18 protein-coding genes and 2 tRNA genes are annotated in these 20,588 nt (G+C 55.9%); 15 read left to right on the top strand and 5 right to left on the bottom strand.

What is annotated here, in order from left to right; genetic code table 11:
• From SV253_08110 to SV253_08095, 4 genes are all read left to right on the top strand, one after another.
• Positions 1–2,139 (top strand): IGHMBP2 family helicase (locus SV253_08110; GenBank protein MDY6776020.1); only part of this gene is annotated, 2,139 nt, incomplete at its 5' end.
• A 152-nt stretch (positions 2,140–2,291) separates the two neighbouring features.
• The gene (locus tag SV253_08105; protein ID MDY6776019.1) at positions 2,292–4,853 is read left to right on the top strand and encodes a GAF domain-containing protein; all 2,562 of its coding nucleotides are present in this window, start codon (positions 2,292–2,294) and stop codon (positions 4,851–4,853) included.
• A 4-nt stretch (positions 4,854–4,857) separates the two neighbouring features.
• Positions 4,858–5,916, top strand: coding sequence for a hypothetical protein (locus SV253_08100; protein MDY6776018.1), 1,059 nt, complete (start codon positions 4,858–4,860; stop codon positions 5,914–5,916).
• Positions 5,917–6,050: 134 nt separating this feature from the next.
• A complete protein-coding gene (locus SV253_08095; protein MDY6776017.1) occupies positions 6,051–7,295 on the top strand; it encodes a transposase in 1,245 nt (414 codons plus the stop codon).
• A gap of 16 nt (positions 7,296–7,311) precedes the next feature.
• Here SV253_08095 and SV253_08090 read toward each other — a convergent pair whose 3' ends face one another.
• Positions 7,312–9,048, bottom strand: coding sequence for a COG1361 S-layer family protein (locus SV253_08090; protein ID MDY6776016.1), 1,737 nt, complete (start codon positions 9,046–9,048; stop codon positions 7,312–7,314).
• A gap of 82 nt (positions 9,049–9,130) precedes the next feature.
• Here SV253_08090 and SV253_08085 point away from each other — a divergent pair, with 82 nt between their 5' ends.
• Together SV253_08085 and SV253_08080 are read left to right on the top strand one after the other, a co-directional pair.
• Positions 9,131–10,150: an ABC transporter ATP-binding protein gene (locus SV253_08085; protein MDY6776015.1), complete on the top strand. Its 1,020-nt coding sequence runs from the start codon at positions 9,131–9,133 to the stop codon at positions 10,148–10,150.
• Positions 10,143–10,931 (top strand): ABC transporter permease subunit, encoded by a 789-nt coding sequence (locus SV253_08080; GenBank protein MDY6776014.1) that lies wholly within the window; start codon positions 10,143–10,145, stop codon positions 10,929–10,931. The genes SV253_08085 and SV253_08080 overlap by 8 nt, the downstream gene beginning before the upstream one ends.
• On the opposite strand, the gene SV253_08075 is transcribed toward SV253_08080, so the two are convergent.
• A tRNA-Thr gene (locus tag SV253_08075) sits at positions 10,930–11,002 on the bottom strand. The genes SV253_08080 and SV253_08075 overlap by 2 nt on opposite strands.
• Before the next feature lie 111 nt (positions 11,003–11,113).
• Here SV253_08075 and SV253_08070 point away from each other — a divergent pair.
• The 6 genes from SV253_08070 to SV253_08045 all read left to right on the top strand — a co-directional run bounded on the left by SV253_08070 (position 11,114) and on the right by SV253_08045 (position 14,371).
• Entirely contained in the window at positions 11,114–12,034 is a 921-nt protein-coding gene (locus SV253_08070; GenBank protein MDY6776013.1) for an aminopeptidase, read from the top strand.
• Between the two features lie 50 nt (positions 12,035–12,084).
• On the top strand, positions 12,085–12,375 hold the full coding sequence (eif1A, locus tag SV253_08065; GenBank protein MDY6776012.1) for a translation initiation factor eIF-1A: 291 nt from the start codon (positions 12,085–12,087) through the stop codon (positions 12,373–12,375).
• A gap of 20 nt (positions 12,376–12,395) precedes the next feature.
• A complete protein-coding gene (locus tag SV253_08060; protein MDY6776011.1) occupies positions 12,396–13,394 on the top strand; it encodes a DUF1152 domain-containing protein in 999 nt (332 codons plus the stop codon).
• 62 nt (positions 13,395–13,456) lie between these two features.
• Complete coding sequence (locus SV253_08055) at positions 13,457–13,864, top strand: TRAM domain-containing protein (protein MDY6776010.1); 408 nt, start codon at positions 13,457–13,459, stop codon at positions 13,862–13,864.
• A gap of 97 nt (positions 13,865–13,961) precedes the next feature.
• A tRNA-Ser gene (locus SV253_08050) sits at positions 13,962–14,045 on the top strand.
• A gap of 50 nt (positions 14,046–14,095) precedes the next feature.
• Positions 14,096–14,371, top strand: a complete 276-nt coding sequence (locus SV253_08045) for a hypothetical protein (protein MDY6776009.1) — start codon at positions 14,096–14,098, stop codon at positions 14,369–14,371.
• On the opposite strand, the gene SV253_08040 is transcribed toward SV253_08045, so the two are convergent.
• Complete coding sequence (locus SV253_08040) at positions 14,368–14,985, bottom strand: hypothetical protein (protein ID MDY6776008.1); 618 nt, start codon at positions 14,983–14,985, stop codon at positions 14,368–14,370. The genes SV253_08045 and SV253_08040 overlap by 4 nt on opposite strands.
• Positions 14,986–15,731: 746 nt before the next feature.
• On the opposite strand from SV253_08040, the gene SV253_08035 reads away from it, so the two are divergent.
• Positions 15,732–16,802: a PAS domain-containing sensor histidine kinase gene (locus SV253_08035; GenBank protein MDY6776007.1), complete on the top strand. Its 1,071-nt coding sequence runs from the start codon at positions 15,732–15,734 to the stop codon at positions 16,800–16,802.
• Here the strand turns inward: SV253_08035 and SV253_08030 are convergent.
• The gene (locus SV253_08030; protein ID MDY6776006.1) at positions 16,774–18,210 is read right to left on the bottom strand and encodes a PAS domain S-box protein; all 1,437 of its coding nucleotides are present in this window, start codon (positions 18,208–18,210) and stop codon (positions 16,774–16,776) included. The genes SV253_08035 and SV253_08030 overlap by 29 nt on opposite strands.
• 77 nt (positions 18,211–18,287) lie before the next feature.
• Here SV253_08030 and SV253_08025 point away from each other — a divergent pair, with 77 nt between their 5' ends.
• Both SV253_08025 and SV253_08020 read left to right on the top strand, forming a co-directional pair.
• Positions 18,288–18,935: a hypothetical protein gene (locus tag SV253_08025; protein MDY6776005.1), complete on the top strand. Its 648-nt coding sequence runs from the start codon at positions 18,288–18,290 to the stop codon at positions 18,933–18,935.
• A gap of 36 nt (positions 18,936–18,971) precedes the next feature.
• The gene (locus tag SV253_08020) at positions 18,972–20,129 is read left to right on the top strand and encodes an RNA ligase (GenBank protein MDY6776004.1); all 1,158 of its coding nucleotides are present in this window, start codon (positions 18,972–18,974) and stop codon (positions 20,127–20,129) included.
• A 53-nt stretch (positions 20,130–20,182) separates the two neighbouring features.
• On the opposite strand, the gene SV253_08015 is transcribed toward SV253_08020, so the two are convergent.
• A partial coding sequence (locus tag SV253_08015; protein ID MDY6776003.1) for a transposase occupies positions 20,183–20,588 on the bottom strand: 406 nt, incomplete at its 5' end.

Here is a 20,588-nt window from a genome sequence, read left to right as displayed (position 1 = left end):
CAAAAAGCTCTGCTTTTTGAAGACCCCGAGGCACTCTCGCTGTATCTCTGTAGACAGTTACTCGGGTCTGGTCTCGTGGAGGTCGAACGGAAGGAGGAAATGCGTCGCCACGAGAATGAGATACGGTCGATGTCGAGACATGAACGTGAGGCAAAGGGACGCGCTCTCGTGGGTATGTCGGGACGTGATGAAGGCGAGGGAATAGGAGGTTACGAGGTCAAGTTCGTGAAGGAGCGCGGCGACCGCCTCCCCGATACGGAGATAGGCGTCGGAGATCTCGTGATGGTCTCGAAGAACGACCCTCTCCGTGACGACAACCCGACGGGAACGGTGACGCAGGTCACGAACCACTCGGTTACTGCCTCTTTCGACTCGAAGCCCCCCGGCTTCGTCTTCGGCGACGGTCTCCGTGTCGACCTCTATGTCAACGACGTGACCTACCAGAGGATGCTCGACGCACTCGATGGGTTACTCGAAGTCGAGTCCGAGTCAGAGTCTAAGTCTAAGTCTAAGTCTGAATCTCCCGGGATGGACTTCTCCCAACTCCGAGACGTAATAGTCGGTACGGAGAATCCGTCTGAGTCTAAAGCTGAGAAAGCCGACTTCGACATCGGTAGCCCCGACTCGGACTCTGGATCGAACTGGCACAACGACTCTCTCAACGAGTCACAGATGAGTGCCGTGAGACAGTCTCTCAACGGTGAGGGTTTTCACCTCATACACGGTCCACCGGGAACAGGCAAGACGACGACGGTGGTCGAGGTCATACACCAGTGTGTCGACAGGGGAGAGTCGGTTCTCGCCACGGCGGCGTCTAACACGGCTGTCGACAGCATAGTCGAGTCGCTCGTAGGATCCGGTGAAAGCCTCGAAGTCGTGAGGCTCGGACATCCCGCGCGTGTGACTCCCGAGTTACGTCAACACAGCCTCGACCGGCTCCTGGAGAAAAACGAGAAGTACCAGAGATCGCGCAGTCTTCGGGAGGAGGCTTTCGACCTACTCGAGAGACAGGACGACCTGACACCGCCCTCGGGACGGTGGAGACGTGGTCTCTCCGACGAGCGTATAAAAGAGCTCGCCGAGGAGGGACGCGGATCACGTGGAGTTCCCCCCGAGAAGATAGAGGAGATGGCTGAGTGGCTTGAGATACGTGAGGAAGCCGACGACCTATTCGAAAGATCCGACGAGCTTGAAGACGAGGCAGTCTCGGAGGTCATAGGGTCGGCGGACGTCGTCTGTACGACTAACTCGACCTCGGGAAGTGATCTACTCGATGGCTTCAAGTCGAAGTTCGATACTCTCGTCATCGACGAAGCGACACAGGCTACAGAGCCGTCGTGTCTCATACCTATCGTCTCGGCACGTCCGAGACGTGTCGTCATGGCGGGCGACCACCGTCAGCTTCCTCCGACAGTCCAGAGTGAGGACGCGGCGCGAGCGAACCCCAGCCTGCGTGAGACACTCTTCGAACGTCTCGCTGAGCACGACTCGATAAGGAGCCTTCTACGAACCCAGTACAGGATGAACACCGACATAATGGAGTTCCCGAGCCACGAGTTCTACGACGACGCACTCGAAGCTGACTCGTCTGTCGCAGAACACACACTCGACGGTCTCGGGGTCTCAGTTAAGCCGTTCTCGTCGGGACTCCAGAGGATGTTAAACCCCGAAAACCCTCTCGTCTTCGTCAACACAGCCGGAGTCGAAGCATCCGAGAGACAGCCCGAGGGATCGACGTCACGTGAGAATCCGAGAGAGGCAGACTTCGTATCAGAGATAGTCGACTCCTACCTCAACGCGGGCTTAGACGCCTCGGATATCGCGGTGATATCGCCGTATGACGACCAGGTAGATGCCATAGAAGACAGGATGCGCGGTACCGAGGCTCTCGAAGTCGACACCGTAGACGGCTTCCAGGGTCGTGAGAAGGAGGTCGTCGTAATATCACTCGTCAGATCGAACGAGGAGAACGAGGTCGGCTTTCTCGACAACCCGAGACGTTTCAATGTCGCCCTGACACGCGCACGACGCAAGGTGTTAGTCATCGGTGACGCCGAGACGGTCGGATCTGCGGACGTCTACCGTGAGTTCCACAGATACGTACGTGAGAGTGAGAATGCGCTGGAGATAGAGCTGTGAATGTACGTCGCTGATGACAGCAATGCGCTCGATGTAGTGTAGTAACGAGAACACGTCGCCGCTGTGAGAAGCTTTCCGACTACCGGGACAGACAGAAGGTGTTAATATCCTGTGTCTAAAAGATATAACAAATGACGACGGTGTCGGAAATATTGGAGAGCGACGTCGAGGATGACTCTGTTACGCCAACACGTATACTGTCGTCTTTTTTCGTAACTTGTCTCGGCGTCATATTCACGGCTGTTCATCTTCTGCATCTCATAGACGAAGACGGTCTGATTCCCCTCCTCACAGGTGTAGTATTCCCTTCCGCCTTTGCTGTCTTTCTCATATACGCGGGATACAGACTCTTCAAGTCGAACCTGACTGACTCAGAGAGGCTGAGCGTCGTACTGTGGACCGTGATAGGAGGAGTGGGTATAGGGAGTTTCTTCATTGCGGCAGTTGTCTACAGTATGTACGAGGGCGGTAGTATGCGTCACCCGGTTTTTCTCCTCATCAACTCCCTCAACATAGGAACTGCGGCGGGATTCACAGTGGGATGGTACTACTCAAAGGAGAGCCATCAGATAAGTCTGCTACAGAACAAGAGACTGGAGCTATCAAAGCAGAGACGTATAAACGAGGTGGTTCGGCAGGTTGACAGGGCAGTCTTCCGGTCGGAGAGCCGTGACGAGATAGAGTCGAGAGTATGTGAGATACTCAGCGACGCTGATCCGTATCTCTTCGCATGGATAGGAGAATACGATCCCGAGACGGATAAGGTAGTCCCGAGAGCCTCGTCGGGAGCCGAGGAGGGGTATCTCGACGAGATAGAGATTAGTCTCAGCGACGAGACAGGCGAAGGACCCACAGGAAAGGCTATCAGAACAGGCGAAGTCGAAGTTATGCAGAATATACTCGAAGACCCCGAGTACGAGCCGTGGCGCGAGGAAGCCGAGGAACGCGGGTACAGATCTAGCGCGGCTGTCCCCTTAGTATACGGGGACGAGGTCTTCGGAGTTCTGAACCTCTACGCCGACAGAGCCTATGCCTTCGACGAAGACGAGACACAGATGTTCAAACAGCTCGGAAACGACATCGCCTACTCGATAGACGCAGTCGATACGCGCGCGGAGCTTGAGGAGACGAGACGCAAACTCGAAGAAGCACAGGAGATGGCTCATCTGGGACACTGGGACTGGAATCCCGAAACCGGGGAGATGGAATGGTCAGATGAGATGTTCCGTATACTCGGACTGACTCCCGGCGAGATAGATCCGACATACGACGACTTCGTAGACTTCGTCTACCCTGATGACACGAAGAAGGTAAGGACGGCTATGGAGAGATCAGTTGAGAGTCATACCTTCGACATTGACTACCGTGTAATCCGTTCGGACGGCGACATACGTGTAGTTCACCAGAAAGTCGACGTCAACGTGTACGACTACGGTTACGGAGACGAGGAGGACAGGGTCAGTGGTGGTGATTATGACGGTAGGGAGGAGTCTCACCGCGTCTTCGGAACAGTCAACGACGTGACACATGAGAGAAAGATAGACCATCTTCTCAACTCGATCAGAAGCATAAGCCAGATAGTAATCGAAGCCGAGAGAGAGGAGGAAGTATTCAACTCCTCCTTAGAGATACTCTCAGCTAGAAGTGATCAGGGATACGGATTCGGATGTGCTTCAATAGCTACACTCGAATCCGAGGATAAGGATACAGAGGTTGACAGTATATATACAGCTAACCGGATAGGTGAGACCAAGAAGGAGAGTGAAGAGAGATGGCGCGAAGTATACACCGAGGAGTACATAGACGAGGTTCTCGATGAGGGGACTCTAACCATAGACGACGTAACTCAGCCGCCGTACGAACACCACGGTGAAGACAGCCTAAGCCACGGTGCTATCGGGGTCAGTCTGAGACACCGAAATAACTTTTACGGAGTGATGACTCTCCATATCCCCTCTCCCTCACGGATCTCAGAGGAGGAGAGACATCTCATAGACGAGATCGCGAGTAACATCTCACGTGGCATATACGCTCTACGAGCCGAGGAAAAGATAGAGAACGAGAGGGACGAGTTAGCTCTACTCAACCGTATCGTCCGCCACGACATACGTAACGACATGAATCTCGTCTTGGGCTGGGGAGACATCCTGAGAGACCACGTCGACGACGAGGGTGAGGAGTACCTCGAAACCGTCCTGAGTACGAGTGAACACGTAGTCGACCTCACGAAGACAGCGCGCGACTTTGTCGACGCAGTAGAAAAGGAGGAGGAGATCGATCTCAGACCCGTCTCCCTGACCTCGGTTGTGAGGGAAACCGTTGAGAGTAGAAAACAGACCTACGAGGAAGCTGAGTTCGAGTTCGGGGAGATTCCCAAGATCGAGGTACGTGCAAACGATCTTCTTTCGACTGTCTTCAGGAACCTCCTCAACAACGCCGTACAGCATAATGACAAGGAGACGCCGAGGGTAGAGGTATCAGCCAAGGAGAAAGACGAGGAAGTAGTCGTCTCTGTCGCCGACAACGGTCCCGGGGTTCCTGATACACAGAAGGAGAGTATCTTCGGAAGAGGCGAGAAAGGTCTCGAAAGCGAGGGAACAGGGATAGGTCTGTATCTCGTCGATACACTCGTCGACGAGTACGGCGGCGATGTCTGGGTCGAGGATAACGAACCGGAGGGAAGCGTGTTTAAGATAAAGCTACCTAAGTGGTGACCACATGGGACGACTCTACGGAGCTGTGTCGGATCTCGGGGTTGAGGTTGAGGGATACAGCCTAAGACTCAACCGGACGGAAGTCTCGAAGGGCTTCGAGAGGGTAACTACTGAGATAACTGTCCACGGCGACTCAGAGAAAGGAAGAGGCGAGGACGTAACCTACGACGCCGAGAGCCACCGGAACTGGATCGATCTGGAGAGTAAGACTAACCTAACCGGAAGCTTCAGCCTCGACGGCTTCTCAAACCGTCTCGACGGGATAGACCTGTTCCCCGTTGATCCCCCTCGTCCTTACTACCGTAACTACAGAAGATGGGGTCTCGAAAGCGCAGTCCTCGATCTGGCGCTTAAACAGGCAGAAACTAACCTCGGCGGTATCCTCGGACGCGACTACTCCGATGTTAGATTCGTCGTCAGCCGTGACCTGGGTAACCCGCCGAGAGTCGAAAAGCTCCACGACGTGGTCGATATCTATCCCGAAGCCGAGTTCAAGCTCGACGCGACCACAGAATGGGACTCGGAACTCGTCTCCGAAATTCCCGAAGAGAAGGTGATGATACTGGACATGAAAGGGATGTACGACGAGGATCTCGACGTGTCACAGCCTCCTGATCCGAGCCTGTATTCGCTTGTAACTGACAGCTTCCCCGATGCTATTATAGAAGATCCCAAGCTGACTGACGAGACGTGTGGGATACTCTCGGACTACGGCGGACGTATATCGTGGGACAAGCCGGTTGAGAGCCTCGCCGATGTGAAGTCAGTTGAGTCCGAGACCGGAGAGACATGTATCAATATCAAGCCGTCGAGGTTTGGAACCGTCGAGAGTCTTTTCGATACTATCGACTACTGCGAGAGTAACCGTATACCGATGTACGGAGGAGGTCAGTTCGAACTCGGGGTAGGTCGTGAACAGATACAGTGTCTCGCGTCTCTGTTCTACCCCGACTCGCCAAATGACGTAGCGCCGCGGTCGTATAACTCACCGCCTTTCGAGGATGCTCCTCGGAGTCCGCTTGAGACACCGCCAAACACAAACAGGGATGGATTCGGTCTCTAATTCATAGCGGTAACAGCGCGGAAACCCACCCGTTCACGGGTGGGAGGAAGCGCGTACACTCCGTGCGACAACCCACCGACTGCGACAAGGCCCACTCCCCAACACTTTTGAACTACAAAGTCTACATATGATATATGGAGAAGCGGCGTACTGTCCCCGTGAAACTTGACGTAGACAGTACCGACGCCGCACTCCTCGAAGACACCGTAGACGAGTTTCTGTGGGCGGCTAACTACGTGACACGCCACGCTTTCCAAGGCGAATATGTCACCACAAGCAAAACCACGCTCCACAAAGGCACTTACGAGGACGTGCGCGACGAGACGGCGTTGCACAGCAACCACGTCCAAGCTGCCCGAAACAAGGCCGCCGAAGCCTGCAAGAGCGTGGTCAAGAAGTGGAAGCAAGGCAAGAAAGCGTCGATGCCGCACTTTACCAGTCCACACCTTGTCTACGACCACCGCACTGCCACGTTCTACGACGAGTACGTGTCGCTGGCGACCGTTGACGGTCGTATTGAAGCCGACTACGTGCTTCCCGATAATAAGCGAGACACGCCCCACGCAGAATACTTCTTCTCGGACGAATACGAGACGACAGGGGCGGAGCTACACTACAGCAACGGCAGCTGGATGCTTCACATCCACTGCAAGAAGGATGTGGAGTCTGACACGCCGGAACAGGCAACCACTGAGAACAGAACGGTTCTCGGGGTTGACCTCGGCGTGAACAACATCGCCGTTACCTCGACTGGCACGTTCTGGACTGGCGACGAATTTGACCACTGGCGACGGGAATACGAGAACCGACGTGGTGACTTACAAGACCACGGGACACGGTGGGCACACGAGAATATGCAGGCAGTCGGACGCAAAGAGGAAGGTCGGTTCAAAATGACGCTTCACCGCATATCGAACGAACTGGTAGCTGAAGCCCGCGACAACGGCTGCTCGGTGATAGCGTTCGAGGACTTGACCGATATTCGTGACCGCACTGGTGCGTCGTGGGGTCACAAGTGGGCGTTCAACCGCTTGTACGAGTACGTCGAATACAAGGCCGCCGAGTATGGTATCGACGTAGCACAGGTTGACCCTGAGAATACCTCACGGCGTTGCTCACACTGTGGATTCACACACCCTGACAACCGGGACAGGGAATCCTTCGAGTGTCTGAAGTGTGGCTACGAGAACCACGCCGACTACAACGCGGCGAAGAATATTGGATTGCGGTATCTCCGCCGGAACCAAACTGGCTCCGGTGGAGGCGCACCCGTAGGCGTGCGCTTGAACAGCGGGACGCTGAACGCGAACGGAGAGTATGAGCCTCCTGCCGAGGATTCGGCCAGAGCGGGAGTCCACGCTGAAAGCCCACGGCTTTAGCCGTGGGTTAGCTTACTCATCTCCGTCTCCACCACCAGACTACGAAGACTAGAGCCGCTGTACCTATGAGAACGACTGCGGGTAGATCCGCCTCGGTGGTCTCGTCTCTCAGAGTTACCCGAAACGTATGTGTCTCAGTCCTTCTGTCACCCTTGGGATCGTCGTATCCGAGACGTACCGTGACGTACTTGTCGCCCGCGACGGCGTCGTCAGAGACGTCGAGGTGGTAACGGAGACTCGACTTATCGCCGGGGTCGAGAGCTGCGACATATGAGTTGGTGTCGTCAGTGGAGAACGGCTCTTCGACAGTCAGCGACGCCGTGACATCCGTGAAGGTCGAGTTACGGAGGTTCGTGATAGTCGCGTTCACCGAGGTCTCCTCGCCGACTTCGACGGTCGTGTCTTCGGACTCTATGACGAAGTCGTCGGTGTCGGGTAGAACCTCCGCCGAAGCCTCGTGGCTGTCACTCGTCTCGACATTACCCAGTCTGTCGGTGTACTCGACGCCGACCCTGAAACGGTGTCTACCCGGGGCTGCGTGCTCGGGTACGTCGAGGCGGAGCCGGAAGCTCTGAGACGTGTTAGGTCGGAGGTCGCCGAGGGGATACTGGGTCACTGAGGCTGTGGGAGTGGAAGACAGAGACACATCTCGGTGTGACGCGTAAGCCTCCGAAGAGGTCGAGTTATAGCCGACGAGAGGAACTGACGTCTGTCTCAGAACCACGACAGCGTCGCGTGCGACTCTTGCCCCCGTGTTTTCGACAGTCGCCTCTAAGAAGCCTTCCTCGCCGACCCTGAGGCTCGTAGTCACGTCAGAGATCTCGAAGGCTGTCTCTCGGAGAGGCTGTAGACCGAGTTCGAGTCTGTCGGAGGTGAAGTTCTGACCGTCGGAGTCGGTGTACCTCACAACGGCGTTGAGAGAGTAGTTAGTGGCGACGACGTTGTCGGCTACCGACACCGTCTGTCTCAGTCTTCTCGTCTCACCCGGCTCCCAGTCTCCGGTGAACTTCGTCGTCGAAGTCAGAGTCGGAGTCAGGGTCGGAGTCGAAGCTGAGACCGAGGTCGAGGCAGAAGACACGTCGCCGACTCTAACCTCGGTGTTACGGGACGTCAGTCTAACCGTGGAGGCGTTCGCCGTCTCGGATCCGACGTTCTTGATCCCGACCGTGAGACTTCCGGCTCCGCCGACCTCGACGTCCGACTCGACCCGAGTCACCTCGAACTCCGCCGACGGCTCTACCACGAGGGTCACGTACTTAGTCAGGTCACGCGAGAAGTCAGTGTAATCGGGCGATGCTACGTCGCTATACTCGACCGCACGCGTGAACCTGTACTCGACTTCTACGGGAAGACGGTATCTCCCGGGCTCGGCGTCGTCGTCTACGACGACCTCGAAGCTGTAAGGTCCGTGTGACCCCTCCGAAACCGATCCGACAGGTGTCTTAGAAGTCTTGATCTCGACAGGTGCATTTCGCGACCGGAGTTCGACTGTTACTCCTCTCGCAGTCGTCACACGGCTCTCGTACTCGGCGGGTCCTCCCTGGACGATATTTCCCTCGTTGTTGAGATGTAGACCGAGAGTCGTAGTCTCACCCGCCGAGACGGTGTTATGGGGAGCCAGAACCTCGATAGCGGGACCACCGACGACAGTGTCGGCTGCCGATGCCGTATACACAGACACGGGCGTTGTGACTCCGGCTACGACCGCCAGGGCTATCCAAAGGCTTCGGGATGCCGACATCGACACCGACATATCGACTCAGTTTACTTCGTCACGCTTCGTATAAGTAGTTTAGGCGTACATATTTATAAAGAAGAGAGAGTTATAAATCTCAGTGGCTCAGACCGACAGAGACCGAAAAGCCCAGGGCAAGACGGCTGAGACCCCTCCGATACGTGTTAAGGGTCTCACGAAGTACTACGGCGACGTCAAGGGCGTCGAGAGCCTGAGCTTCGAGGTCAGGAAAGGCGAGATATTCGGCTTCCTAGGTCCAAACGGCGCGGGAAAGTCGACTGCGATAAGGACGTTACTCGGCTTTCTGAAGCCGACTTCGGGAGAGGCGAGCCTCCTCGGTCACGACGTATTCGACAGACGCGAACTCAGGGAGGTGAAGAAGAGAATCGGACACGTTCCGGGGAGTCTCGGCTTCTACGAGAAGCTCACAGGGCGCGATCTCCTCGACTACTACGGAGATCTCAAGGGTAACGACCGACGTGGTGAGCTCCTCGACCTCTTCGGTTTCCCGCTCGACAGGAGGATTAAGGAGTACTCGCGCGGCAACAGACAGAAGCTCGCGCTCGTACAGGCGTTTATGCACGACCCCGACCTCGTGGTGATGGACGAGCCGACCGCGGGTCTCGACCCTCTAATGCAGAACAGCCTCTATGACTTCCTTGAGAGCGAGGTCGAAGACGGTCTGTCTGTCTTCTTCTCGTCACACATACTCAGCGAGGTGAGACGTATCTGTGACCGAGTAGCTATAATAAGAAAAGGGGAGGTAGTGGCTCTCGAAGAGATAGAGACACTCCTGCGTAAGAGCGGTAAGGTGGTCAGGCTGAGGCTGAGAGACGGTGCGACGCCCGAGGAGGTCGTCTCGGGACTACAAGGAGTCACGAACCCCTCAGTCGACGACGAGGGCTACACCGAGTTCGTTCTGAAGGGAGAGTACGACAGTCTCATAGACCGCCTATCGGAGCACGAGATCGACGATATCGAGATAAGGGAGGCGTCACTCGACGATGTCTTCATGCATTTCTACACAGACACAGAAGACGACACCGATACCGGTATAGACAGCCGCACAGAAGCCGACAGAAACGAGGCGGCAACTTCAGGAGGTGAAGACGGTGTTTGAGATAACAAAGTTCGAGACACGGAGACGTCTCAGAGGTGCTCTGATGTTTACGGCTTTCATGGGGTTTTACATAGCCCTCGTTGTGGCTATATTTCCGTCGCTCGAAGAGGCGGGTCTGTCAGAGATATACGGGAGCCTACCCGAGGATCTCACGACGTCATTCATAGGCGACTTCTCGATAACCGACATAGAGGGTTACCTCGTCGTCGAGCTATACCAGGTTGGATGGCTCCTACTCCTGGGTGTCTACTTCGCGTACTCTGCGGCGTCGTCGGTAGCCGGAGAGGTCGAGAAAGGGTCTGTCGACCTACTCCTGTCACATCCCGTCTCACGGTCACGTGTCGTGGTAGGCAAGTTCGTCTCGGTGGTTCCGTCGATAGCCACGGTGTCTTTCCTGACGTATATAGGAGTCTATCTCGGTGTCAGAGCCATAGACGAGACCGTCGACGCGGCTGATCTGTTTGTCCTCCACTCGGTCTCAGTCTTCTACCTCTCGGCGTGTGCGTCGCTGGGACTTCTCTTCTCGGTCGTCTTCGACGAGGCGAGGAAGGCACAGATGGCTGCTATCGGCGGCGTATTTGGGATGTTCCTCGTCGAGACACTGACGGTAAACACCGACTACGACTGGATAGGCGACCTCACCTTCGCACGGTACTTCGACCCGGGGGAGATACTCATCGCGGGGGAGATAAGCACCTCCGACATAGGGGTTCTGGTGGCTTCGACTGTGGCTCTAGTGGTAGTCAGCGCCGAGATATTCGAGAGAAAGGACGTGACCTAGCCGTCGGTGGGAATCGAACCCACGGCCTAGTGCTTACGAAGCACTCGCTCTGCCGACTGAGCTACGACGGCGCGTAGTCTTGGGTAGGCGGTTTTGTTTATTAATCCTTCCGGTTGACGACCCGAAGCGACGCCCGTGTACGAGTATTACAGATTTATTACGGTGGGCGAGAAGATAGACGTATGGGTACGAGTATGAGAGACAGCGCGAGAACTGCGGTCGAGGACTGCCTCGACGTCAGAGAGGGGGAGACCGTCTTAGTAGTCACAGACTCAGAGAGGAGGGAGATAGGAAGAGCGATACACGACGTCGCCTCGGAGATTACCGAGACAGTCTACGCCGAGATCGGGGTCGACGAGAGACACGGAGAGGAGCCTCTCGCGCCCGTTACTGCGGCTATGAGGGAGAGCGACGTCGTCTTCGTCCCCACTACGAGGAGCCTGACACATACGGAGGCACGGAAGGAGGCGTGCGAGTCGGGTGCACGTGTCGCGACGCTTCCGAGTATCACGCGTGAGGTGATGGAAGGTGCTATGAGAGCCGACTACTACGGGATACAGGAGAGAGCCGAGGATCTACTCGGTAGGCTCGAAGGCTCCGAGACAGTCCGTATAGAGTCCGACCTCGGAACAGACCTCAGACTCGAATTAGGCGAGAGGGACTGGCATCCTGACACGGGAATATGTCACGACCCGGGCTGCGTGACCAACCTTCCCGCGGGAGAGGTCTACATAGCCCCCGTATCGGGAGACGGCAGGCTCGTAGTCGACGGCTCTATGTCGAGCGTCGGCGTCGTCGACGAGCCGATAGAGATGGAGTTCGAGGACGGTAGAGCCGTGAGTATATCCGACGACAACCTGAGGGAGACAGTCGACGAAGCCGGAGACTGCGGTCGCCATCTCGCCGAGCTCGGAATCGGTCTCAATCCCGAGGCGGAACTCATAGGAAACGTACTACAGGACGAGAAGGCTCTCGGTACTATACACGTTGCAGTCGGGGACGACACCGGCTTCGGCGGCGACAACGACTGCGGTCTTCATCTCGACGGCGTCGTGACACAGCCACGTGTCGAGGTAGACGGCAAGAGTCTCGAACTCGAATAGCCGTACTGTGCTTCGGTTTCTTAATAAGTCCCGCGCTCTTAATCGGATGTATGTCAGACGGAAACGGCGGCAGTAACCTGAGACTTCCCGACGACGACGAGGTACTCGGCATAGTCGAGTCTATGCTCGGTGACAACCGTGTCAAGGTGAGATGTATGGACGGAAAGACCCGGACTGCACGTATCCCGGGGAGGATGAGAAAACGCGTCTGGATACGTGAGGGCGACGTCGTGATAGTCGAGCCCTGGGACTGGCAGGACGAGAAGGGAGACGTCGAGTGGCGGTACAACGAACAGCAGGCAGACGAACTCCGCGAGAGAGGCTACCTCCAGGGTCCGTAATACTAATAAATACAGACACGATGACTGCCTCGGAGATACGAAGCCTGGAGGAGGTGTTCGAGTACGACACGGCACTCGTCTTCGGAATCGGAGGAGGTGGCGATGTCGTCGGCACGGTTCCGACGGCTCGTCTACTCGAACTCCACGGTGTCGACTGTATAATCGGGGGGATAGCCTGGGAAAGAGTACCCCACGATCCTAAGCCGGGTCCCAGGAGCTTCGACGAGATAGACTACATAGACGAGGTCAGCCCTACGGTCGGTCTCGTCAGCCCTGAGACTGTCACCTCAGACGACTACTCAGTCGAGTTCACCGAGACAAAGGTAGCCGAACATTACTCGAAGACGTCGGAGTCGGAGTCGGGGTCGGAACCGGAACCGGATCTGGACGGCTTCGACGTCGCTCTGATAGACATTACAGAGGGGGTCGACGCGGTAACCGAGGGGATAGACGAGTTCTGTGACTCCCTCGGCGTAGACCTCGTGGTCGGAACTGACTCGGGAGGCGACGCTCTCGCAGTCGGGGACGAGGAAGGTCTCAAGAGTCCTATAGCCGACAGCTTCAGTATGCTGGCTCTCACCGAGTCGGAGGTCGACTCGGTCTTAGGAGTCTTCGGATACGGAAGTGACGGCGAGCTGAGTCTCGACGAGCTAGACGCAGGCGTTGAAAGGGCGGCTGAGAGAGACGGTCTTCTCGGGTCATGGGGACTGAGCCGGCGTGTAGTCAGGGAGATGGACAGTCTCCTCGACGATGTCAACACTGAGGCGAGCCGTCTCCCCGTAGAGGCGGCGGAAGGAGACCTGGGGAGGAGACAGATACGTGGAGGCTCCCGTGAGGTCGAGATGACACCCGCGAGCACTGTGACATTTTACTTCAGTCCGTCTTCGGTCGCCGAGACATCGGGCGGTGTCTCAGCAGTGAGGTCGACAGATGGCTTCGAAGACGCAGTCGAGTCACTCACGAGAGAGGGCTTCACGACTGAGATCGAGATAGAGAACGAGAAGGCGAGACATCTCTGACCCGGGGTTGTCAGCGATAGATTCAAGTTAATGGAATCTGTCCTATTAATGAGGGTTTAAGCTTGAGTCTCGAAATATCTGGCAAGCTCCTGTCTCTATTCAGTTCGCGCGTCGAGGAAAAGGACGGCTCTTACGTCATCGAGATTCCCAAGTCCGAGATAGAGGAAGGGACTATCTCGGAGGAGGGAGTCTACCGTATAGGAGTCATCACCTCCGAGGAAGACGAGGAGGAGACGACACACGAAGAAGAGGAAGAGAGCCGTCTGCAGCCTCCCGTAGAGGAGGGTGAGATACGTTACGTCGAGATAGAGGACATAGGGAAACAGGGGGACGGCATAGCAAGAGTCGAGAGAGGATACGTAATAATAGTTCCCGAGACCGACGTCGGAGACCGTGTCAAGGTTGAGATAGAGGAAGTCAAGGAGAACTTCGCAGTCGCCGAGGTTCTCGAAGAGGAGAGCTTCGAGTAGCGGGGCTCGGCTCCGACGTCTAGCCTAAGACGTCTGCGGGTTCGGGTCAAAGAACAACTATTATACCCTTCTGCGACTCAGTTGTAGATGTAGATAAGCCGGGGTAGTCTAGTCTGGTAAGGCGCCGGCCTCGAGAGCCGGTGGGTGCAAGCCCACGGGGGTTCAAATCCCTCCCCCGGCGTTTAGGTTTGGGATTCAGTCCCAGTCTCAGTTTCTGAACAAGTAAAGTACATGACGGAGCTAAAGATAGGAGACAGGGTGACCTACTACGACGGCGAGGGTGAGCCTCACGAAGCTCTCGTGACACAGATACACGATACCATCCCGAGCAAGCCTCCTATGGTAGACTGTGTCCGTCAGAAAGAGGGAGAGTTCTCCGACGGCTCCTACGGTCAGAGTCTGATTCACGAGAAGACCGTAGAACACGTCTCTGTTCCGAAGGCTCGACATCCTCCAAAAGCCCACTCGTATGACATCGGCTGGAACCGGGACGCCGAAGAAAACTAAGAGCTTCCCGACTCGTTTATGTACTTGTTGTTGCGCCAGTTCTTCTCGCCGCCCGAGGCTCCCGACTCGGTGTCGCCTACGACCTCTATCGACGCAGACCTCTCTTCGCCGTCTACGATACGTGTGGGTGTAAGCTCTCCGTCTACGACTGTGACAGCCTTTAGCTCACCCTCGGCATCTTCGAGACGCGCGAGGTCGCTCAGAACGAGGAACATCTCATACTCCATCGAGGTGTTCTGTAGAACTGTTCCTATGTCACCACGGAAACGCACGAACTCGACGGGCTCGGGCTCTTCCTCGTCTTCGTCCTCCTCCGTTTCGGGCTTCTTACCCCATCTCCTCCCTTCCTCGTCGTCCTCGTTGGAGACTATCCTCTCGACGACGGACGCCTTGATCTGAGCCGTGGGTGTGTACTTGCTTATCTCGTCGTCGTCTGCAACCCCCTGAATTATGAGCTTGGTGTTCCGACGTTCGAGGTTGACGTCCTCTATACCGCTCGGGAGATCGGGGTCGTCGAAGTACTCCTCGACGTCTTCGAGACGTAGCTCGAAGTTCGAATCTATCTGAAACACGCGTCCCTGTGAACTGTCGTTGGGCTCTGAAGACTTAGTCACAAGTAAGATACGAACCGCTTTCTTAAATGTATACTGTCTGAATCCCGGCGTCCGTGCCGCCGCGACGTCTGTAGTTTGGGAAGCTTATCTTAAGCCGCCGTCTATACAAAGGTGTTTGTTGATGCGGGTCAGAATACTAAAACTGTTCAGTATATTTATATATGTGGCGATAGGTCTGTTACGTTAATGTGCGGAGGTCAGACGGTGGGAGACCTCACGGAAAGAGAAAGAGTTAGACAGTCTGTCAACTGCCTCGGGGTCAAGCCCCGTCACGAGAACTTCGTTCTCGTGTGCACGTCAAACAAAGTTTGACGAACGTCCCGAGATCTCTGATCTCGTGGGCTAACGAAATCGGAAGATTTCGTAACGTCACAAGATCTCCGATCTTGTTGGCTCGCAAATCTTCGATTTGCGAACGAGGCTTATCGGTGGTCTCGCCGCGTCGTACCCGACATAGTCCGGTATTACTCTATACCGAGTGTCAGGCATTCACGGGTCAACGACCCCGATTTCAAGGGCTGGTTGACTGGCAGCCCATGACTGGCAACACTTGTGGCTGCCAGTCACTATCAGTTAGTATGGGGTCGGGTCATTTAAAAGTTGGACACTCGGACAAGTGTCGGCTTCCTCCCCGAGGTCAAGGATCGTTCGCAAATCTTCGATTTGCGCGCACACGAATTCGAAGAATTCGGGACGGGGTATCCGCCTTGTATCTTGATGAACAGGAACTACATCTACCGGCGACTATGGGACGGAGAAAGATAGACGACTACAACGAGTTCTTCCGGAAGGTTCTCGAAAACATCGGCGTCGGGGTAGGCGTCTACTCCGAGAACGGGTACATAGAGTACGCCAACCGCCATTACGCCGAGATGTTGGGTCTCGAAAGGGACGAGATACTCGACAAGCCGATCTGGGAGCTCAACCCCGAGGTGGACCCTGAGAAGATAGACGAGTACTGGGGGTCTTTCGAGGAGGGAGAGACACGTGTCAGACAGACGGTTCACGAGAGGAAAGACGGCTCAGTCTTCCCTGTCGAGGTCAACACGAAATGTATAAGGATAGGTGAGAATGTCTACCATGCCGGAACTATAAAGGACATAACCCAACGCGTCAAGAACGAGGAGAGATCCGAGATACTCAGCCGTGTCCTGAGACACGACCTCAAGAACCGCCTCACGGTCATAGAAGGCTACGTCGACCTCGTGAGATCGAGCGTAGACGAGGAGGAGATAGATCCCCAGATAGACGAGTACTTAGAGAAGTCGAAACAGGAGATAGCGAGGCTCGACAACAAGTCGAGGTCGACACGTAAGCTACAGGAGGTCGTGAAGGAGGACGACACGAGGTACTCGGTCGACCTCGGGAGACTCCTCGAAAAAGCCGTCGAGAAAGCCAGAAAGAGGTTCGAGAAGTCGGGGTCGAGTCCGAGTCCCGACATACGTCTCTCTGTCTCGGAGGACGAGGACATAAGTATAGAGGTACTCACGAACGGCTACCTCGGACAGGCGGTTTCCCAGATACTCGACAACGCCGTGATACACAACGCCACCGAGAACCCCGTCGTCGACGTGACTGTGGAGGAGGAAAACGACTCGTATGTCACTATCAGTATAGACGACAACGGACCCGGGATTCCCTACGAAGAGAGAGACCTGATCTTCGGACGTGAGGAGAAAGACGACCTCCACCACGGCGAGGGCATGGGTCTCTTCTTCGTCGACGAGGTCGTCGACAGTCTCAACGGGGAGGTCTGGGTCGAAGACAGCAGCCTCGGAGGTTCGTCGTTCAAGCTTCAGGTTCCGAAACACGTCTGAGACCCACGTCGAACTCGAACCTCGCGCCGCCGTCTTCGCTCTCGGATATACTGACTTCCCAGCCGTGAGCGTCGGCTATACGTTTGACAACCGAGAGTCCGAGACCCGTGCCTGTCTCCGAGGTCGTGTAGCCCGACTCGAATATCTCGTCACGTTTCTCCTCTGGAATACCCTCGCCGTCGTCCTCGACGTAGAAGCCGCCGTCGGTGGCTCCTACGCGTACAGTAACGTCGTCGCCTCCGTGTTCGACCGAGTTCCTGAATAGATTCTCCAGGAGACGTGTCAGCCTGTCCCGGTCGGCTTCGATCTCGGCTGAGTCTACGACTTCGAGATGAGCGTCTTCGTCGGAGAACTCTATGTGCTCCCACGCAGTCCGGGAGTCGTCGCCGAGGCTCCGTGTCGTGGTTCCGTCTATCTCACCGTCCTGTCTCGCCATACGCAGGACGTCCTCGATTATGCCCTCCATCCTGTCGAGCGAGTCCTGGACGTTTTCGAGACAGTCCTCCGTGTCATCGCCGTTTCCACACAGAACGACTTCGAGGTATCCCTCGGCTACGTTGAGTGGGTTCCTGAGATCGTGTGAGACTACCTCCGCGAACTCCTCGAGACGCTCATTCTGGCGTTCGAGCTCCCTCTCCATCTCCTTGCGCTCGGTTATGTCGTTGTTTATGGCTACGAGACGTTCTATCTCACCTTCCTCGTCACGTATAGGAGCTATCGTCTGTTCTATGTGGTAGGTCTCGCCGTTTTTCCTCTGGTTGACGAGTTCGCCCTTCCAGACGTCGCCCGACAGAACCGTACTCCAGAGATCACTGTAGAAGCCTTCGTCGTGTCTCCCCGACTTGAGTATGCTGGGTCTCTCTCCCAGAACCTCGTCCTCCGAGTAGCCGGTGAGTCTCTCGAACTCGGGGTTGACGTACTCTATAACGCCGTCGGTGTCCGTTATGAGTATAGCGTGTCCCGCGTTCTCTACGGCACTCTTGAAGCCGCGAAGCTCTTCCCTGTCGCGCCTGAGACGTGAGTCGTAAAGTCCTATTACGCCGCCTCCTATAGCACCTGCCTGGCTGAGAAGAACCATGTCGTTGTACGAGTGTAACGGGGTCAAGCCATGTATCATCTGCTGCCAGATGATCACGAGAGCCGAGACAAAGCCGAAGACTCCTCCGAGTAAGATCCATCCAGCGAGACGTACTCGGCATTCGAAGTCCCAGTCCCTGACGAGGTAAGCCGCGAGGGGAAAGCCGATGAGACCCGCTGCCATCGGAAGGGCGTCTATGACGATAACTGTCAGGAGTCCGGTGTAGGACATATGGAGGAAATGGTAGAGGTTGACGAGGAAGACAGTGAGTCCTAAACCCGTTATCGTCGCCTCGGGAAGCCTATGCGAAACACCTCGTCTCTCCGACATTCTTATAACGTAACACTGTGTTTGACTCATACATAAAACATTATCTACAACACGGTGATTTGATAGACGAACAAGCCATGTCAGAAGAGATATCAGCCACGGGGTCGGAGGGCTCCGAAAAAGGGACGGGGACAGACACGAGAAGAGACACAGACACGGAGGAGTCAGACAGGGTTCTAAAGCCGGGCGAGTTAGTCGTCGACTCCGAGGGAACCGATGACGAGGCGGTGGTTCTACATACTCCCGAGATGACTGTCGACGAATGGGAGGTCACCGACTCCGAGACGGTAGCCGACCACAACCCGGAGTACTCGGAGGACGAAAACGTCGTAATAGCCGCCTTCGTGGAGGGCGACGGTGTCACCGGAATGGAAGAATGGGACGGCTGGAGAGACACGAATCCCTACAGCCTCTTCGACGGTGCTGTCGAGAAGGGGGTGAAGTTCTATGCGTTTCCGGAGTCACGTCTCGAAGCCGTCGGTGAGAACGCACTCAGTCTCGACGCCGAAGAGACAGACGACAAGACCGACGAAACGAAGACTCGACTAGAGAAGATACATTCTGGGCTCGTAGAACAGGGCTGGGACAGTGCCGAGATAGACGACGAGAGGCAGGTCGTCGTAGTCGAGAAGTTCGGTGAGTACGTGATACACCCCGACGGAAGAGTAGACGGCGACGGTACCCTCCGTGAGAAGCTCGAACTCGCAGTCGAGGGTGTCGTCTGACCACAGTCTTTTCGGGAAGGCGGTAGAACTGTCCCTATGGAAACTTCCGAGAAATCAGACCTGTACGCCGAGAAGCTCAGTCTCACGGAGTCGGAGTTCGAGGAGATCTCCGACAGCTTCAGTCAGAGAAACTACGACGGAAAAAACTACTACTACTACCCCGACTACACCGCAAAGATAGAACGCGGAACAGTCCTCATAGACGGAGAGGTCGTGAGAGGCTTCCCGAAGATCCCACGGACTCTGGTTCTCGAAGAGGGCGTCCCGAGGTACTTCGACGACACTGTAGTAGTCGAGGAGAAGATGAACGGCTACAACACGCGGGTCGTGAGGCTCGAAGACCTGGGTGTCGTCGCGTTCACACGTGGGGGTATAATCTGTCCTTTTACGACACACAAGGTCAAGAACTGGCTCGACCTCGGCTCCTTCTTCGACGACCATCCCGACAAGATGTTGTGCGGAGAGATGACAGGAAAGGAGAACCCCTACACTGCACACGACTACTCGGGGATAGAGTCTCTCGAGTTCCTCGCCTTCGACATACGGGATCGGGGGTCGGGAGACTCAGTCGAAGTCGACGAGAGACGTAACCTGTGTGAGAGCTACGGCTTTCCGCAGGTTCCTTTCAAGGGGAAGTTCGACGCCGACGAGACCGACGGTATAAAGGAGGTGATAGAGAGTCTCAACGCCCAGGGGAGGGAAGGCGTCGTTATGAAGACCGAAGACGTCAGTAACCAGCTCAAGTACACGACCTCAGCCGCAAACCAGGGCGACCTGTCTTACGCGTTCTCGCTTCCGTTCGACTACGGACAGGACTTCATGTTCAGACGTATAGTACGTGAGGCGTTCCAGGCGGTCGAGTGGGAGGAGGAAGTCTCCGAGAGAGCCGACAGTCTCGGCGAAGCCATCCTCGGGTCGATGGTAGACGCCATACACGAGGTCGAAGAAGGCGAAAACATAGGCGAACGCCACACTGTGAGAGGTGAATCTGAGGTCATAGAGGAGCTTCTCGAACATCTCAGAGACCTGGGGGTACAGCTCGTGATAGAGAGAGACGAGAAGGACGGGAGCGATGGAGACGGAGACGGAGACGACGACAGAGACGACGAACGCGTCGTGACATTCGTGAAGAAGATGCAGTCGACCAAGGACAAGACGGAGTCGTACCTCGAAGGTCAGATAGTCAGAGGATGATCATTCGTGAACCGCCTCGGGGTCAAGCCCCGAGGCTTCTGTCTTCCCGCAGTTTAATCGGACACTCCCACCGTCCTCGACGCCACACCCCGAGAGGGGTCACGGTCGTCTCGAACGGACGAGTGGGTTGCGGTCGGAGCGTCCACAGCCCCCGATGCCTGCCGTCGCACCTTCCGAACAACGGGAAGGCTGTTGAGAGCAGGCACATTCCAATCGTGATGCTTCTTGATGCCTTTTACGGCGATGTTGACGCTTGCACCACGGTCGCTGTGGTCTTGATGGGAACACGACCGGCATTTGAACCGCTTCTTGTTCCGGTTCGCTCGCTCCGTGTGCCCACACATCGGACACCGTTGGCTCGTGTACTCGGGGTTAATCCACGCAGTCGGGATGCTCTCGAAGGCCGCCTTGTACGACGTGTAGTATTGGAGGGCGCGGAACGGGAGGTGGTGCAAGCGT

Origin of the sequence: Candidatus Afararchaeum irisae (assembly GCA_034190545.1) — an archaeon.
Classification (GTDB): domain Archaea; phylum Halobacteriota; class Halobacteria; order Halobacteriales; family Afararchaeaceae; genus Afararchaeum; species Afararchaeum irisae.
The sequence above is the reverse complement of the archived record's forward strand: the minus strand, read 5'-3'. Positions and strand labels throughout refer to the sequence as shown.